Genomic DNA, 15,762 nt, shown 5'->3' with positions numbered 1-15,762 from the left:
GGTCAGCTACATAGACGGATTTTTCCACTGCTGGCAATATGCCGGGCATCGCCGTCGTGGCGATGATAGCTGAAGCTGAGTATCTGACGTTCTGCGTGCCAGTTCAGCGTCAGCGTAACCGTGGCGCCGGGCAACAGCGGCGACTGAAATTTTACGTTCTGAAGCTGCTGAAAACGCCAGCCGGGGAGCAGGATGGTGGTGGCATAGTGCATCACCCAATCGATCTGCGCGACGCCGGGCAGCAGGGGTTGCACGGCAAAATGTCCGCGAAACCACAACAAGTCAGGATCCAGGCAGAGCACCACGTCAAGCTGCTGAGACTCGGTATGCCGGCGCTCAGTTTCGCGGGGTTTCATCGAACAACTCCTGTAATTGTGCATCAATACGCTTGTTCATGCTGTTGACCGGGATGGCATCCACCACGCGCCAGTGGCGAGGAATAGCAACGGGTTCAAGCCATGCACGCAGCGTCCGTCGCCACGTCCGCTCCTGGTTTTTCCCCCAACTGGCACGCGCTGCGTCGTCGAGAACCAGTAGCACGCCTATTGCCGTCCTGTCGCCGCGTAACAGCGGCACGGCGGCGGCCTCGCGAACGCCGGTGAGCGCCAGCAGACGCTGTTCGACTTCGTGCAGTGAAATTCGCTTCTCTTCAATTTTGACCACCCGGTCACGGCGTCCTCGCAAACGGAAGTGACCGTTGGCGTCAAACTCGAGCCTGTCATCAAGCACCAGGCCAAGATCATCGGCGAACAGCGGAGAAAAGACGCGAACTTCCGCCTCTTCCTCACGAAATGAGATCCCGGGAAACGGTTGCCAGTGAGTCTCTTCAGACTGCCGCTGTCGCCAAGCGACAATGCCGGTTTCGCTGCTGCCATAGATCTCATCCGGCCAGACTTTCAGCCATGCGGCAGTTTGCGCCGCGCTCTGCAAGCTTAACTCGCCACCGGTGGAGACGATCATCGCCATCGGCGGGGCAGGCAACTGTAGATCGAGGCGTTTTAAAAACGCCGGGCTGCTGACAAAGGTATAACGTTCCTCAGCCGCTAACGCCGCCAACTGTTCGCTGTACCAGAGCATCCCCGCATGCAGCGGTAACCCTAGCGCCATGGGCAGAATGATGCGAAACGTCAGACCATATAAATGCTGATGTGTCACGGAACTCACCACGCGCGTTCCTGCCAGCCGCGTGGCAAAACGGTCGGCCAACAGGGCGGCTTCGCAGTCCAGATGGCGCACGGTTTTTATCACCCGCTTAGGCTGACCGGTGGTGCCGGAGGTGTAGAGTTCAATCGTTGCATCATCGCGAAGTGCAAGCAGCGGGGGAGTGTGTGGGGCTATCGTCATGGCGGAGGTGATAATCAGCTGCGGCCATGACCCGTCTAGTGCGCTATCGCTGATGACTCCGTCGAACAGCGCACGCTGCTCACTGAGCAAGGATTGACGGCTGTGTCCCGGCAACACCGGCGTTTTGCCCGCATGCAGCGTTGCCAGCAGCGCGACGAGAAACAGATAGCTGTTCTCAAGACACAGCGCCCAGCGCGAGCCTTCGTGCTGCTGTAACTGAGGAATCAACCGGGCGACATCATGGCGCAGATGGCCCAGTGTCCAGATGCAGTCATCCTGCCACGCAATGGGCGTAGAGGCGGGGCGCGGGGCAGTTAGCCACCTGGCGAGCGTGAGCGGTGGAGTCATCGGTTATGTTGTCTCTTTACCCGTTGGCGTACCAGCCATTCGACGGCCATTAATGTGCCCATCAGCAGATAAGCCACCATTCCGTTCCACAGTGTCCAAAGCGCCATGTCGCCATACAGTGCGGTCAATAACGCAATGCTGCCGTTGACGATGAAAAAGGCGCACCAGATCTGCGTCACCCGTCGGGTGTAGCGTATGGCGGCGTCGTTGAGATCGGGTTCTTGCAAACGTGCCAGACGTTCGACAATCGGCATCGCTGACCACAGCGAACCGCCAAACACGGCCAGCATCACGATGTTAATCACCACCGGATAAAATAGCAGCAGTTGATGCGTTTTAAGCAAGTAGCTGGCAGTACATAGCGTGATGCCTACCGCCGCCACCACTTGGGTCACGCCACGCAGCGGCCCTGCCAGTCGCCGGGTCTGCTGTAAGCGCAGCAACAGCACCAGAGCCAGCAGCGGTAACAACACCTGCAAGCCGTTATGCCGCAGACCAAACCAAATCAGAATCGGCCAGGTCAGCAGTAACAGCCCTGTTAACAGGGGGATTAAGGATCGTGAGCGAATGCCCGACACGCCGAATCAGGCCTCTTTGATCAGGCGTTCAACGGCATCAACGACATCCTGCACGGTGCGCACGGCTTTAAATTCCTCAGGCTTTATCTTGGTGCCGGTTTTCTTTTGCAGATGCACAATCATGTCGATGGCATCGATGCTGTCCAGCTCCAGGTCTTCATACAGACGCGCCTGGGGATGAATATCCTGCGGGTCGAGTTCAAACAACTTCACCAGCAGGGCAGAGACTTCTTGATAAATGGCGTTTTGATCGGTCATAACGGACTCCCTCAGGCGCGCTGAGATTGGATATAGGCGGCTAATGTGGCGACGGAAAAGAAGTGCTGGCGCATCTCTTCGCTTTCAGCCGACAGCACAATGCCGTACTGATTTTTTACCGCCAGCCCAAGTTCCAGCGCATCAATGGAGTCCAGTCCTAAACCGTCGCCAAACAGCGGCGCGTCGGTATCAATATCATCCGCAGACAGTTCATCCAGATTCAATGTCGAGATGATGAGATTTTTTATTTCAAGGCAGAGCGCTTGCATCATTAATTCCTGTGCCAGGGGTAGAACCTGATTGTAATTGATGTAAAAGATGCCGGTTTAATTGGCGTGCAGCCAGCGCCGGTTCTTGTGTCTTTGCATCGTAAAAGGGGGCTATTTTGACCCGTTCACCCACCGTGACGGTGAAATGAGGTTTGGTGAGGGGCGGGTTGTACCATTGGCTGTGTTTACCCAGCATATGTTCGGTACAGCGAATCACCACGATCCGCAAATCGCTGCCGCAGCGCACCGCAATATTGGCTGCGCCGCGCTGAAGCGTCATTTTTTCGCCGGGAACACTACGGGTGCCCTCGGGGAAAATCAAGACGGTGTCACCTTGTTGTAAACGTTGCCGACAGGTTGAGAGCAGGGCATCGGCACTGTCGTTTATTAAGTAGTCAGCGGCGCGGATAACACCGCTGAGAAAAGGATTTTTCAGCAGTGTGCTTTTCACCATGCAGTCGGTTTCAGGCATCACCGAAGCCAGCATCACGTAATCAATCAGGCTGGGATGATTGGCGACCACCAGACATCCGCGTTCCTGACGTAAAATATCTTGATTATCAATATGGTAATCGAGCACACCGACGCGTCTTACTACGCTCAGAAAAAGACGAAAACTGGCCGAAATCGAGCGGCGTGCCATGCGACGGCGACGGGGTTTATCGCGTATCACCAAAAGTAACAGGTTAAACCAGACAACCGACAGAAAGAGTCCGCCTAAGCCAAACAGGGAGAAGCAAAAACCGGTCATGGCCCCTCGCCATAAGCGGTTCAGCTTTGAGAATACGGTATTCATGGCTGGCTCCACTGCCATGCAACGCGCTCACCGGGCAGGGTAAACGTCGCGGCACCTTGCAGGTAGTGCTGTAAAAACAGCAGGCTTTGCGGCAGTGCGGTTTCCTGTTGGGAGGGCAGCGGCTGGGTTTCGCAGCACAACGTAAAGCCGCGCTCAATCACCAGCGCGACAGCATAGGGCCAGACCGGCATTTCAGGGGGAAGGTGCGGATGATAAAACGCAGGCAGTGCGCCGTCGAAATCCACCATTAACACCCGCTGAAAACCTGCTTGCAGCATACCCATCACTTCACATAAACCCTGCTGGAAGCTATCTCTGCCAGCGGACAAGGAGGAGGAGACTATCGGCTGTTTGGCGGCGATGGTCAGGTTCCCGACGGCGGCATTATGTACGGATAAAGCAAAATCGGTGGGCGAAACGGCTTGCTCGGTTGCCAGCGCCTGCAAAATACGGAAATTACGCTCCAGCTCACCGTGGCGGCTGGTGTAGAGGACGGCATCAATCTCATGGCGACGCAACAACGCTAGCCCGCATTCGACGGCCAGTTTACTGCCGGAACTCAAACGGCGAGCGGTCATCATTGGAAGCTCGGTAAGCTTCGCCTGTGGAGCGGTAGGATCGATAGCATACGGTTGCTGGGCCCATGCCAGCCATTGGGTTGTATCGCTCAATCCTGGGGCCATCGCCTGCCAGTCGATAATGTTAATTGTAAATTTCATCAACGAAGGTCTGTCATCTACTGGTGAAAGCCATGGCGTGTTATGGCGTCTTTTTTATAATGATATATGAATTAAATACGCACGGCATATTAGCCATAATGTGTATATCCCTGACATTGGTCAGGGAGCGACTCAACAATGTTGCCATGGTAAGTTCAATATTAATTTCATAAAACAAAAGTAGAGCATGGTCATCATTCTAGCGTGATGCCCAGGGCTATCTATCGCCTGTTATCCGATATTTTCCGGACATCATACCTTTTTGTGAAGGGGCTGGCGAATAGCAGGAGAAATTACGTGGATTTGCCGGGTCAAAGCATGACCCGGCGAGTGTCAGACTCTACTTGGATGGGGTATAGCTAAGAATCACCTTATCATCCGGAATATCGGTAAAGCGGGTAATTAAAGTATGGTAATCCGCCAATGGATTAACGTCTTTAAATGCGTTTGGATAGAACATCTTACTCAACGTTTCAATCGCGATAATATTATACGGATTATTGTAAAAGTGGTGGTAGAGCGCGCCTGTATGTCCCGCGACCACTGCCGGAATACTGCTCACACCCTGGCGGCCCAGTAAGGCATTAAAGGCGCTCGCCACCTCATGTTCCTCAACGTTATAGCCAAACGGAATGATCGCCGTGCCTTTGCCCGGACGTTTTGAGCCGGTCATCAGGTAGTAATCCGGGTTCATCGAGATTATCTTCTCGACCGCAATATTCCCGGTGGCGCCCGGCAGCAGTTGTGAACCGATATTCACGCCGCCTGCGGCTTCCACCAGCCCACCCCAACCGTTTCGCGCATGGGTAAAGCAGCAACCGTTATCCAGACCGGCGACCCCGGCAATGGGTTCAATAAACACTAACGGTTTTTTCTTCTCGTCTGCCAGGCGCTGGTGGAGGGTATCCAGGCGCTGTTGATAAAAGTCGAGGTAAGCCTGCGCGCGTTGGTTTTGGCCCAGTACTTTGCCCAACAGGGCGATGCTTGGCCGCGTGTTTTCTACCGGATGCAGTTCGTAATCAACAAAAACCACCGGGATATGCAATGCTTCAAGCTGTGCGAGTACGCCACTTTGCACCAAAGAAGGTTTGGCACGCAGTTGGGCTATCATTAAATCGGGATGGCGTGAGAGCACCGTCTCCAGGTCGACATTACCCTGGTCGGAAAACTTCATGTCGAGGATCTTATCCGCCTCGGGCCATTTCTTTTTCAACACGTTCCAGGTTTGCGTGTCCTGTCTCTTCGGCAGGTTATTCCACGCCACCACTTTGGCGAACGGATTTTCGCGTTCCAGCACCGCCAGAGTGAGAATATCGCGCCCGTCCTGCAAGATAATGCGCTGTGGCTCTTGTTCAATGGTGATGGTGCGATTATCCAGATCTTTCACCGTCACCGGCCAGTTCTGCGCCAGCGCCAGCAGCGGTGACAGCAGCAAAGCCGCGCCCAGTATTGCCTTCTTCATCGTCATTTTTCCCCGTCTTACCTTTTATCGTTATGTTGTTAAACCATCGACCACCACGTGGGGCAGCCCTTGTGAACAGCGCTCGACACGCCCGCGCACGCCGTAGACCGTCGCCAGATTTGGCGGGGTTACCACCTCGTCAGGTATACCGCTGGCAATCAGCGCGCCTGTTTTTAACATGACGGCGTACTGCGCATGGCGCAGGGCGATGTTGATATCGTGGATCACCACCACGGTGACGATATTGCGCAGCCGGGTTTCGCGGGCGACGATATCCATCACGTGGAACTGGTAGTTGAGGTCGAGGGCGCTTAGCGGTTCATCGAGCAGCAGCAGGTCAGGCTGGCGAATCAGAGACTGGGCGAGGCCAATCAGCTGTTTCTGGCCGCCGGAGAGCTGATCGAGGTAGTGCATCGCCAGATGGCCGACGCCGAGTTTTTCAAGTATCGCCAAAGCCTCTGTCTGGGCATCACCGTGGCTGTTACCGCTGGCGCGGCGGGCAACAATCACCGATTCCAGCGCATGTAAATGGACACCAGCAGGCAGTGACTGCGGCAGATAAACCACCTTTTGCGCGCGCTTGACTGAGGGCAGGGTCGTCAGTTCTTCACCGTTTAACCTGATGGAACCCTGCGCGGGGTTAAGGTCTGCCAACGCGCGTAGCAGCGTGGATTTTCCCGAACCGTTTGGCCCGAGCAGGGCGGTAATTTGGCCGCGAGGCAGCTGAGGCGTGGTTAAGCCGTCAATGATCTTCTTGTGGCGATAACCGGTGTGGAGATCGCGAATGACAAGCCCGTCCATTACAGCGTCCCTCGATGGCGAATAATAATGCTCAGGAAGAACGGCACACCGACCAGCGAGGTGACAATGCCCACCGGAATGATGACGCCGGGAACGATATTTTTGGAGACCACCGAAGCCAGTGACAGCACCAACGCGCCAATCAACATACTGCCCGGCAGGTAAAAGCGGTGATCTTCGCCAAACATCATGCGTGAAATATGGGGGGCCACAAGACCGATAAAGCCGATAGGGCCGACGAACGCCACGGTCAGCGCCGAGATAATGCTAATCCGCAACAGAGATGCCAGCCTCAGCTTGCGCACGTTAATACCGAAGCTAACGGCGCGGTCTTCACCCAGACGCAAGGCGGTGAGTTTCCAGGCATTTTTTAGCGAGAGCGGCACGATAATCAGCAGCGCCACCGCCAGAATAGCCAGCTTGTCCCACGATGCGCGCGCCAGGCTGCCCATGGTCCAGAATACCAGCCCCTGCAAGGTGTCTTCGCTGGCGACAAACTGCAAAATGGAAATCAGCGCGTTGAACGTGAAGACCAGTGCGATGCCAAACAGCACCACCCCGGAGGTGGCGACGCGCGTCCAGCGGCTGATACCGTCGAGAACAAAACAGGCCATCAGGGCAAAGACGAAGGCGTTGACCGAGATAAACCATTGGTCTGGCACGCCGGGGATGCCTAACCCGAGGATAATCGCCAGCGCAGCACCAACTGATGCGGCAGACGAAACACCCAGCGTAAACGGGCTGGCGAGCGGGTTATTGAGGATTGTTTGCATTTCTGCTCCCGCCAGTCCCAGCGCCATACCGACCATGATAGCCATCAGGGCAAAGGGCAGGCGCAGATCCCAGACGATCACCCGAGTGCCTGCATCCGCTGAGGCCGCGTGGAACAGGGTATGCCATAGCGTCTGGACGGAAAGACCAGAGGGGCCGAGGGTAAAATCGAGCAGCAGCGAGCAGAGAATGCAAAACAGCACCGCAGCGGCCAGCAGATAACGCTGCACGACTATCTGGCGATAGCGACTCGTAATAGTCAGCGCATCAGATTGCACGCTGGAGTCAAGGCTGGAATTCATTGGATAACCTTATGGAACACGGTAAAGTCAAAAGACCTCCCGCCCGTTCCGTGGCGAAAACTGCAAGATATCCAATATCCTGGAGAGAGCTGGCGACGATATAAAAAGTGATAATGCTTATCAATTCAATACTGAAACTATTAGCGTTCCATTGATTGATTGTTTAAGTGAGACATTGGCGTAGACGCTTTTACGTGTAGGCCTTAACGCTGCGCGCGTCAGGCACAACGGTGCTGATTGCCGGATGGCGGTTGCGCCTTATCCGGCCTACAGTGACGGGTCGCCCGCCGTGACAGAAAACATACAATTTTCGCAGAGTGGTGCGGGGGCTAAATTACCCTAACCTTTTCATTCACTGAGATAAGTAAGCAATCGTGAGGCCCTATGGATAACCCAGCTGCCCAGCAGATTTTGTCGCTCTACCAGCGTCATACCGAGGCTTTTGCCCGCCTGCGCTCCTGCTCATTATTCGAAAAAGCGTGGCTCGACAAATTCATACGAATCGCCGGCAAACCGGGACATATTCTGGATATCGGCTGCGGTACCGGTCAGCCAATAGCGGCGTATTTTATTGACCAGGGGCTTCAGGTGACGGGTGTGGATGGCACGCCTGCGATGCTCGAGCATGCCCGGGCGCATTTGCCAGATCAGCGCTGGATCCAACAGGACATGCGCCAACTGGCGCTGGACGAAACCTTTGAGGGCCTGATTGCCTGGGACAGTTTTTTTCACCTTACTCAGGACGACCAGCGCAGCATGTTTGGGATTTTTGCTCGCCACAGTAAAGTCGGCAGTGCGTTGATGTTCACCAGTGGTCCCGCAGATGGCATTGCCATGGGGCAGTTTGAAGGCGAACCGCTGTTTCACGCAAGCCTTGCGCCGCAGGAGTACCGGGCGTTACTGGCGACACACGGTTTTGCGGTGGTAGAGATGAAGCCAGAAGACCCTGAGTGTGCCGGTCATACCATTTGGCTGGCGGAAAAAATATACGATAAATGAAACTGCGATTTTCCTGACGTGTCGCGACATTATAGCGGTAGCGCAGCGCCTTATAAGTTGACAGGAGGGGAGTATCGTTTCCCTTATTTACCTTGCTGGCGCTTCGATGCGGAAGTTGTTATTCCGGGTTGAGAGTACACTATCTGAACATCATTTATTATTATTGTGTTGACGCAAAAAAAATATGTCTCAATCTGGTATAGTCATCGTCAAAGTTGAATGACGGATTTACCTGAAATAATGAAATACGCACTACTCCTGCTAGCTTTTCTTTCTGCGCCCGGTTGGGCATTGAACTTTACCTCAACGTATTTGCGCTTAAATTGCCCATCGCGGGGCATCGTGGAAATCACCCTGCATGTCTATGGCCATGTTTCTGAGTTGTGGAACGGTCACTTTGAAGTGGGCGCTGGACATCGCTCACATAATGGCATGGAACTGGTGAAATTTATTAACGGCGATCTGCTTATTCATCAAAGCAGTTCCGATGAGTTTCTGTTCCGTTATGTTGGTGAGAAAAACCTACGGCACTGCCAAAAACTGTCGGAAAACCCGGTCAATGTGCGGTCCATACCTTACTATCGTTCGACCTCTGTCTGACGCAAATTATCCTGGGCCCAGGCAATAAACGCTTTTTTCGGCAATGACTGGCTAAACAGCCAGCCTTGCCCCGATTGCACGCCGTGCGCGAGCAGCCAGTCGCGCTGGCACTCGGTTTCAATGCCTTCAGCCACCATCGACAAATTAAGCGATTTGGCAATCTCAATAATATGGGCGGTCACCGGATTACACGCCAGTGAATCAACGAAGGATTTGTCGATTTTGAGCGTATCCACCTCCAGCTCTTGCAGGTAACTCAGGCTGGAATAACCGACACCAAAGTCATCAATATAAATGGAATGACCTAATTGGCGGTAAGCCTGGAGTACCGGCATCGCTTTTTCGGGGGCGACCAGAACGCGTTCGGTTAACTCAATAGCAATTTGTTTGGGTTCCACTCCCCAGTGTGCGCACTGCTGTTTAATTAATGTCGGCAATGTAGGTGAATAAAGGTCGCTTGCGGCAATATTAATGGAAATATGTTGCTCTGGATTTTGCGCCAGCCAGCGCCCCATCTCATCAAAGACGCTTCTGACAATATATTCGGTAAGTTGGGTAATAACCCCTGTCTGTTCCGCGAGAGGGATGAAAATATCTGGTGGCAGCCAGTGTCCATCGGGTTGTTGCCAGCGGGCCAGCGCCTCGGCACCGATAATTCGACCATTTTCCAGCGTCACGATAGGTTGATAGTGAACGGTAATTTCACCGGCCTTTATTGCGTCCAGAATACGGTAGTGGGACGACCGGAGCTGGCGCAAAATCCGTAGCATCAGGAACGTCGCCAGTACGCTAAGAGCCAGTCCTACCGGTAGCCAAATGAGCAATTGGTGAAACCAACTGTCATCAATCGGTTTCGTCGTAGACCAGGTTAACAGGATGCCGCCAACCGGTGGCAAAAGCTGCTGTTTATACACCACGCCATCACGCTCCAGAGTGGGCTTGAAGGTTTGCAGGACGTTGTGCCAGATGTCCCGGTCAATGTCATGATTAGTGGCAATCACCTGATAGCTACGGGTGCTGATAATGGCCGCATAAATGGGGTAAGCGGGGTGGGGGAGCACGTCAATCATCGAGTCTGGATCAATCATCACCATATAATTACCGTGGCTTACGGCAATCTTATTGTCATCGGTCTGGAGATCGTAGCGTGATGTTAACCACACGCGGTAGCCGCCGGGGGTGACGAATTCTGAGTCAGGGACTTTCTTCGATAGCGTATTTCTTAACAAGTCGCAGGACGTGTTGGCGTTATCCAGATAAAAGATGCCCTGAATATACGGGTGAATATAAGACACTTTCTGGATCTGCCGCAGATGTTCCACACTACAGGGTTCCCCGTTAAAACGGTTTACCTCGTCAAGCGCGGTACGGGTTTGATCTTTGACACGCTGCGTGCGTGCCAGCACCCGTTCGGCATAGCCGTCCATTTCCTGATTGAAGAGCTGATTGGCCTGGCGGTGAGCCAGCCACAGGCTGAGAAGAATAGGCAGAAGGATCGAGACAATCAGCACGCATGTGATAAGTCTCACCAGGCGCTGTGTCGTCATCAATAATCCTTAACAAAAGCATTGAGCAGGGTGGGAAAAACTGGGAAACAAATTATATCCCTGAGTAAACCCTCAGGCTATATCAACATAAAGATTATACCTATTATCAGACTTTTCGAATTGTCATTGTGCAAAAAACGCCCCTTCAGAATTAACTAAAGGGGCGATGAGGGCTGTCAGAGCACGCCGAAGAATTTCGGCAGGAACAGCGAGATAGCAGGGATATAGGTAACCAGCAACAATACCAGGAACAGCACGGCGTAGAACGGCAGCATCGCCTTCACCACCTGCTCAATTTTCTGCTTACTGACGGCACTGGCGACAAACAGCACGGAACCGACCGGCGGGGTAATCAAACCAATGCCGAGGTTAACCAGCATAATCATGCCGAAGTGTACCGGGTCGATACCCAACGCGTTGGTGACGGGCAGCAGTACCGGGGTGAGGATCAGGATAAGCGGCGCCATGTCCATCAGCGTGCCGATAAGCAGCAGCATGATGTTAATGCACATCAGGATCACATACTTATTATCAGAGATGCTGGTGAAGGCTTCGGTGATACGCATCGGCAACTGCATGTAGGTCATGATGGCGCCAAACGCGGCGGCAAAGCCGATCAGAATCATCACGATGGTGACGGTTTTTACCGTGCGGTACATCAGTTTCGGCAGTTCAGACCATTTGTAATCGCGATAGATAAACATGGTGACAAAGAACGACCACAGACAGGCGATGGCAGCCGATTCGGTGGCGGTAAAGATGCCGGATAAGATCCCGCCCATGATGATGACCACGGTCATCAGCCCCCACAGGGTATCGACGAAAATCTTCAGCGCCTGACGGAATGGCACGCGTTCACCTTTCGGATAGCCGCGTTTGTGGGCGAAACATACGCACATCACCATCAGTGAAAAACTCAGCAGCAATCCTGGCAGAATTCCGGCAATAAACAGCGCGGCGATGGAAACCGTACCGCCCGTCGCTAGCGAGTAAATCACCGAGTTATGGCTAGGTGGGGTGAGGATGGCCTGGACGGAACCGCTGGCGGTGACGGCGGCGGCAAAGTCGCGTGGATAGCCTTTTTTATCCATCTCCGGGATCATCACCGAGCCAATGGACGCGGTATCGGCGACCGACGACCCGGAAATGGCGCCAAAGAAGGTGGAGGCCACGATATTGACCAGTGATAGCCCGCCGCGAATAAACCCGACAAAGATATAGGCAAAGTTCACCAATCTGCGGGCAATACCGCCCTCCGCCATAATTGCCCCAGCCAGAATAAAGAACGGAATAGCGAGCAGTGAGAATTTGTTGACCCCGTTGGTGAGTTGGATCATGACTGCTTCCAGCGGGATATCAATATACCAGGCACCGACAATGGCGCTAATGCCGACCGCGAAGGCCACCGGCACCCCAATCGCCAGCATAATTGCCAGCGTAAAGACGAGAATAAATGCGTCCATCTGCTTTCCTTTTCTCAAAAATAGGGGGTTAACTGGTGGAACCCAGCATCACGACAGGACGTTGGTACTGCGGACCACGCCAGAGCTTTTCGATGATGAAAAGTACGGTGATAGCAGAACCGATAGGCAGCGGAAGGTAGTTTTCTCCGGCGGTTAACAGCGGAAATTCGGCGACCGGTTGCTCCCACAGCTCATAGCACAGCAGACTGCCGTACCAGAGAATAAACAGGCTGATGGCCATCATCGTGATGTCAGCCAGAATTAAACAAAGGCGGCGAGAACCTTCGCTTAGGCGGTCGGTCACCATGCTGACCGCGATATGGGAACCCGCACGGTAGCTTACGGCGGCGCCGATAAAGGTGAATGTCACCATACATAAAATAGCCACCGGCTCGGGCCAGGAGAGCGCGCTGTTCATCACATAACGGGCGAAAATACCGACGGGAATAACCGCCACCATCACTAACAATGCAATTCCGGCAATCCACATGGAGATCCGGTAGATAATATCCATGACTGACGAATAGCGTTCATCCATAATAATGACCTCGAATTAATACGAAGACTTGGTTGGGCGAATTAATTCGCCCAACTAAAGTATTACTTCACATCCTGAATTTTTTTAATTAAGTCCTGGTGGTCTTTGCCGTATTTATCACGCACGGATTGGGTGGCATTATAATAAGGTTTGGTATCGATATCATGGAACTGAACGCCGTTGGCCTTCATGGTTTCGAGGGCTTTAGCATTATAGGCTTCCCATAATGTACGCTGTTCAACCTGTGCTTCTTTAGCCAGTTTTAGAATTAACTGCTGATCTTCTTTTTTCAGCTTGTCCCATTTTGGTTTAGAAAACAGGAACAGTTCAGGCATGATGAAGTGTTTACTCCAGGTAAAGTTTTTTGCCACCGGTAAATAGTTGTGGGCAACAAAGGTTGGCGGGTTATTTTCGGTGCCGTCAATGACGCCGGTTTGCATGCCGCTGAACACTTCACTGGTGCCCATGGCGATAGCATTTGCGCCCATTGCTTTTAGGGTATCTAGCGCAACCGGGCTGGTCTGGACACGAATTTTCATGCCCTTCAGGTCTTCAGGTTTTATCACCGGTTGTTTGGTAATGAGGTTACGGGTACCGGCATCCATCCAGCCGAGGAAGACCAAGCGGGACTTGCTGTTACCGGTCAGTCGGTCACCGATTTCCTGGCCAATCATACCGTCCAGTACGTGGTGCATATGCGTTTCATCGCGGAAGATATAGGGCAGGGTAAAGATGTTGATCTCCGGCAAAATCGCCGCCACCGGGGCCATTGAAACGCGAATGATATCGATGGCGCCAAGCTGGGCCTGCTCGATCATCTGTTTTTCATCACCCAGCACGCCCCCGGGGAAGGTTTTGATATCCAGGCGACCTTCGGTGGCGGTGTTGAGTTTTTCACCCATATGTTTGACGGCGACAACGTTAGGGTAATCAGCAGGATGGACGTCGGCGGCGCGAAGCGTTTGTGCCACGGTTGCCTGGGCACTCAGTAATAGGGTGGTACCAATACACAAGCTTAACAGGGTCTTCGTCAATTTCATTTTTCCGTCTCCAGACACTTATTAATATCCATTAATGAAAATCATATTCAGAGTAATAACCGCCCGGGTGAGAAGACGGTGAACAGTGACTTTAACGATGTTACCGGGCTAGGTTAATAGGTGTAACAAGTTATTGCGATGATGTTCTTCACAAAAAACGAAATGATAACTTTAAAAATGGTACGGTGTTTCAAAAGTGTTGCTGGGTTCGGGTTTTTGATAAAAAAAAGCAAATGGAATGGTCGGTGATGTGAGTGGTGTCACTTATTTTTGTTTCATTAAAAATAAAACAAAAATAATCAGTTATGCATTAATCATAATATTTATTAGTAACGTTAATATAAATGTTGGTGATGGAAGTTGACGGGGGAATGAAGTGAGGAAATGGTCTTTTAAAACAGTGTATTCATGCTAATTACCCCCTCTCCCTTGAACGATGAGAAAGGGGGCGCCAGGCTTACATCCCTGAGAAGACGTTCATGATAATGCCGCCGCTAATAATCAAAACCATCGCGAAAATAGCCGGTAAGTCTGGCTTTTGCTTGTAGAGGATCATTGAACAGATCGTCACGCCAACGATGCCAAAGCCGCACCACAGCGAGTAGGCGACGCCCACCGGAATGGTGCTCATTGCACGGGTTAGCGCGAAGTAGCACAGCGAATAGGCGCACACCACCAGCACCGATGGCCACAGTCGGCTAAAACCGTTGGTTTTTTTAATCATTGAGGTGCCGGTGATTTCGGAACCGATAGACAGCGCCAGCCATAAAAATCCGAGATTAAACATATGCTATTCCTTGTCCGTTAGTTGGCGATTTTTTTATCGAGGGTGGAAACCGGCGTCGGCGGGGTTTCTTCCGCTTCTTCGCTGCCCATTTTTGAGAACAGATTCATGATGACGATGCCGCTGGCAATAATGACCATGCCGATAACGGCGGCGGTGTCAGGATGTTGATCGTAAAAGGCCATACCTAACGTCGAGACAACCAGAATACCGGTACCAGACCATGTGGCGTACGCCAGACCGACCGGAATATCTTTTACCGCGCGTGAAAGCGAGTAGTAGCAAGTGCAATACAGGACAACCAACAACGCCAACAGCAGCATTTTGGTCATTCCCTCACTGCTACCAAACATCTTGAGAGTGGACGTCGCAGAGGTTTCAGAGACGATAACCAGCAGCATCCATAGCCAGCATTTTGTTTTAGAAGACATAATCTAAACTCCAGGGTTAATTATCGAGGTCAGTTCTTTTTCTGTGCTTTGATAAAATCGACGGCGGCATCGGTCAATACGGCGTCGGGCGCCCCGGCCAGCGACGGATTATTGACGATATCTGTGACAGTCAGATAACGACGAGACGTCATGGAGGCGTGCGGGGGACTTATGCCTGCGCCCAGCGCCAGTTTTTCCAGCATTTCATTCATGGTGCAAAGTGTTACGCCCAGATCCGCAAGCCGCACAAGCGTGGCCTTAACATGCGCAGCATACTGGCTGTCGCCAACTGTACCGCACAGCTGGTTTAACTCGCTGTGCGGGTCAGCGTGATAGCGCAAAGCCAGTACCGGAATACCGGCCAGCAGCGCATCGTGTAGCCGACATGCCACCGGGCTTTGCAGCGTACCGTTCACCACCTCTGCCGCCAGCGGGTAATCAAGAAACGGCAGCAGCAGCGCTTTATAGGGTGCTTGCGGTAGCGCGTGCTGCCAGTCAGGCTGCGTATCACCGAGAGCTTGCCACTGTTCACCGTCATCAATACCGCTATCCAGCGCCAGATGCAGCCGCTCGCCGCAGCCTGCTAGCCGTTGGCGAATGGCATGGCGATACCCCTTTGCGGGCGTCACCATCACCAATACCGGCGGCTGTAAACGTGCAAGAATCAATGTGACCAGGCGGTCTGTCTGTGCATCGGTCATGCTGGCCTCCC

19 protein-coding genes are annotated in these 15,762 nt (G+C 52.9%); 2 read left to right on the top strand and 17 right to left on the bottom strand.

The features are described from left to right. Positions 1–2 precede the first annotated feature (2 nt). From U0026_RS14490 to U0026_RS14445, 10 genes are all read right to left on the bottom strand, one after another. Complete coding sequence (locus tag U0026_RS14490; RefSeq protein ID WP_062778428.1) at positions 3–356, bottom strand: ApeI family dehydratase; 354 nt, start codon at positions 354–356, stop codon at positions 3–5. Continuing rightward, entirely contained in the window at positions 337–1,692 is a 1,356-nt protein-coding gene (locus U0026_RS14485; RefSeq protein WP_062778426.1) for an AMP-binding protein, read from the bottom strand. The genes U0026_RS14490 and U0026_RS14485 overlap by 20 nt, the downstream gene beginning before the upstream one ends. Further along, positions 1,689–2,270, bottom strand: a complete 582-nt coding sequence (locus U0026_RS14480) for a COG4648 family protein (RefSeq protein WP_062778424.1) — start codon at positions 2,268–2,270, stop codon at positions 1,689–1,691. Before U0026_RS14480 ends, U0026_RS14485 begins: the two co-directional genes overlap by 4 nt. A gap of 6 nt (positions 2,271–2,276) precedes the next feature. Continuing rightward, complete coding sequence (locus U0026_RS14475) at positions 2,277–2,528, bottom strand: acyl carrier protein (RefSeq protein WP_062778422.1); 252 nt, start codon at positions 2,526–2,528, stop codon at positions 2,277–2,279. A gap of 11 nt (positions 2,529–2,539) precedes the next feature. Beyond that, positions 2,540–2,797, bottom strand: a complete 258-nt coding sequence (locus U0026_RS14470) for a phosphopantetheine-binding protein (RefSeq protein WP_062778420.1) — start codon at positions 2,795–2,797, stop codon at positions 2,540–2,542. After that, positions 2,778–3,611, bottom strand: a complete 834-nt coding sequence (locus tag U0026_RS14465; RefSeq protein ID WP_174525778.1) for a lysophospholipid acyltransferase family protein — start codon at positions 3,609–3,611, stop codon at positions 2,778–2,780. The genes U0026_RS14470 and U0026_RS14465 overlap by 20 nt, the downstream gene beginning before the upstream one ends. Beyond that, entirely contained in the window at positions 3,590–4,312 is a 723-nt protein-coding gene (locus U0026_RS14460) for a beta-ketoacyl synthase chain length factor (protein ID WP_062778417.1), read from the bottom strand. The genes U0026_RS14465 and U0026_RS14460 overlap by 22 nt, the downstream gene beginning before the upstream one ends. Positions 4,313–4,652: 340 nt before the next feature. Then, on the bottom strand, positions 4,653–5,780 hold the full coding sequence (locus U0026_RS14455) for an ABC transporter substrate-binding protein (protein WP_062778415.1): 1,128 nt from the start codon (positions 5,778–5,780) through the stop codon (positions 4,653–4,655). 24 nt (positions 5,781–5,804) lie between these two features. Beyond that, positions 5,805–6,575: an ABC transporter ATP-binding protein gene (locus U0026_RS14450; RefSeq protein ID WP_062778413.1), complete on the bottom strand. Its 771-nt coding sequence runs from the start codon at positions 6,573–6,575 to the stop codon at positions 5,805–5,807. After that, a complete protein-coding gene (locus U0026_RS14445; protein WP_062778411.1) occupies positions 6,575–7,648 on the bottom strand; it encodes a FecCD family ABC transporter permease in 1,074 nt (357 codons plus the stop codon). Before U0026_RS14445 ends, U0026_RS14450 begins: the two co-directional genes overlap by 1 nt. A 384-nt stretch (positions 7,649–8,032) precedes the next feature. Between U0026_RS14445 and U0026_RS14440 the strand changes: the two genes are divergently transcribed. Next, on the top strand, positions 8,033–8,647 hold the full coding sequence (locus tag U0026_RS14440) for a class I SAM-dependent DNA methyltransferase (protein ID WP_062778410.1): 615 nt from the start codon (positions 8,033–8,035) through the stop codon (positions 8,645–8,647). Between the two features lie 240 nt (positions 8,648–8,887). Next, complete coding sequence (locus tag U0026_RS14435) at positions 8,888–9,247, top strand: hypothetical protein (RefSeq protein WP_062778408.1); 360 nt, start codon at positions 8,888–8,890, stop codon at positions 9,245–9,247. Here U0026_RS14435 and U0026_RS14430 read toward each other — a convergent pair. The 7 genes from U0026_RS14430 to U0026_RS14400 all read right to left on the bottom strand — a co-directional run bounded on the left by U0026_RS14430 (position 9,226) and on the right by U0026_RS14400 (position 15,751). Continuing rightward, the gene (locus U0026_RS14430; RefSeq protein WP_062778406.1) at positions 9,226–10,794 is read right to left on the bottom strand and encodes an EAL domain-containing protein; all 1,569 of its coding nucleotides are present in this window, start codon (positions 10,792–10,794) and stop codon (positions 9,226–9,228) included. The genes U0026_RS14435 and U0026_RS14430 overlap by 22 nt on opposite strands. A gap of 176 nt (positions 10,795–10,970) precedes the next feature. After that, positions 10,971–12,257, bottom strand: coding sequence for a TRAP transporter large permease (locus U0026_RS14425; RefSeq protein WP_062778404.1), 1,287 nt, complete (start codon positions 12,255–12,257; stop codon positions 10,971–10,973). 28 nt (positions 12,258–12,285) lie between these two features. Further along, entirely contained in the window at positions 12,286–12,795 is a 510-nt protein-coding gene (locus tag U0026_RS14420; RefSeq protein ID WP_062778402.1) for a TRAP transporter small permease, read from the bottom strand. Between the two features lie 62 nt (positions 12,796–12,857). After that, complete coding sequence (locus U0026_RS14415) at positions 12,858–13,835, bottom strand: TRAP transporter substrate-binding protein (protein WP_062778400.1); 978 nt, start codon at positions 13,833–13,835, stop codon at positions 12,858–12,860. A gap of 457 nt (positions 13,836–14,292) precedes the next feature. Next, the gene (locus U0026_RS14410; protein ID WP_062778399.1) at positions 14,293–14,622 is read right to left on the bottom strand and encodes a DMT family transporter; all 330 of its coding nucleotides are present in this window, start codon (positions 14,620–14,622) and stop codon (positions 14,293–14,295) included. Between the two features lie 17 nt (positions 14,623–14,639). Beyond that, entirely contained in the window at positions 14,640–15,050 is a 411-nt protein-coding gene (locus U0026_RS14405) for a DMT family transporter (RefSeq protein ID WP_062778397.1), read from the bottom strand. A 29-nt stretch (positions 15,051–15,079) separates the two neighbouring features. Then, complete coding sequence (locus tag U0026_RS14400; protein ID WP_062778395.1) at positions 15,080–15,751, bottom strand: hypothetical protein; 672 nt, start codon at positions 15,749–15,751, stop codon at positions 15,080–15,082. Between the last annotated feature and the right edge of the window lie 11 nt (positions 15,752–15,762).

The sequence above is a fragment of the Kluyvera intermedia genome, assembly GCF_034424175.1.
In the GTDB taxonomy this organism is placed as follows: Bacteria; Pseudomonadota; Gammaproteobacteria; order Enterobacterales; family Enterobacteriaceae; genus Kluyvera; species Kluyvera intermedia.
Note: the sequence above shows the minus strand (reverse complement) of the source record. Positions and strands in the feature narration are given on the sequence as shown.

What these genes read in the sequence shown, in the direction of transcription:
- U0026_RS14490 (WP_062778428.1), bottom strand. Translation starts at nt 356, where the DNA reads ATGAAACCCCGCGAAACTGAGCGCCGGCATACCGAGTCTCAGCAGCTT.
- U0026_RS14485 (WP_062778426.1), bottom strand. Translation starts at nt 1,692, where the DNA reads ATGACTCCACCGCTCACGCTCGCCAGGTGGCTAACTGCCCCGCGCCCC.
- U0026_RS14475 (WP_062778422.1), bottom strand. Translation starts at nt 2,528, where the DNA reads ATGACCGATCAAAACGCCATTTATCAAGAAGTCTCTGCCCTGCTGGTG.
- U0026_RS14470 (WP_062778420.1), bottom strand. Translation starts at nt 2,797, where the DNA reads ATGCAAGCGCTCTGCCTTGAAATAAAAAATCTCATCATCTCGACATTG.
- U0026_RS14465 (WP_174525778.1), bottom strand. Translation starts at nt 3,611, where the DNA reads ATGGCAGTGGAGCCAGCCATGAATACCGTATTCTCAAAGCTGAACCGC.
- U0026_RS14460 (WP_062778417.1), bottom strand. Translation starts at nt 4,312, where the DNA reads ATGAAATTTACAATTAACATTATCGACTGGCAGGCGATGGCCCCAGGA.
- U0026_RS14455 (WP_062778415.1), bottom strand. Translation starts at nt 5,780, where the DNA reads ATGACGATGAAGAAGGCAATACTGGGCGCGGCTTTGCTGCTGTCACCG.
- U0026_RS14450 (WP_062778413.1), bottom strand. Translation starts at nt 6,575, where the DNA reads ATGGACGGGCTTGTCATTCGCGATCTCCACACCGGTTATCGCCACAAG.
- U0026_RS14445 (WP_062778411.1), bottom strand. Translation starts at nt 7,648, where the DNA reads ATGAATTCCAGCCTTGACTCCAGCGTGCAATCTGATGCGCTGACTATT.
- U0026_RS14440 (WP_062778410.1), top strand. Translation starts at nt 8,033, where the DNA reads ATGGATAACCCAGCTGCCCAGCAGATTTTGTCGCTCTACCAGCGTCAT.
- U0026_RS14435 (WP_062778408.1), top strand. Translation starts at nt 8,888, where the DNA reads ATGAAATACGCACTACTCCTGCTAGCTTTTCTTTCTGCGCCCGGTTGG.
- U0026_RS14430 (WP_062778406.1), bottom strand. Translation starts at nt 10,794, where the DNA reads ATGACGACACAGCGCCTGGTGAGACTTATCACATGCGTGCTGATTGTC.
- U0026_RS14425 (WP_062778404.1), bottom strand. Translation starts at nt 12,257, where the DNA reads ATGGACGCATTTATTCTCGTCTTTACGCTGGCAATTATGCTGGCGATT.
- U0026_RS14420 (WP_062778402.1), bottom strand. Translation starts at nt 12,795, where the DNA reads ATGGATGAACGCTATTCGTCAGTCATGGATATTATCTACCGGATCTCC.
- U0026_RS14415 (WP_062778400.1), bottom strand. Translation starts at nt 13,835, where the DNA reads ATGAAATTGACGAAGACCCTGTTAAGCTTGTGTATTGGTACCACCCTA.
- U0026_RS14410 (WP_062778399.1), bottom strand. Translation starts at nt 14,622, where the DNA reads ATGTTTAATCTCGGATTTTTATGGCTGGCGCTGTCTATCGGTTCCGAA.
- U0026_RS14405 (WP_062778397.1), bottom strand. Translation starts at nt 15,050, where the DNA reads ATGTCTTCTAAAACAAAATGCTGGCTATGGATGCTGCTGGTTATCGTC.
- U0026_RS14400 (WP_062778395.1), bottom strand. Translation starts at nt 15,751, where the DNA reads ATGACCGATGCACAGACAGACCGCCTGGTCACATTGATTCTTGCACGT.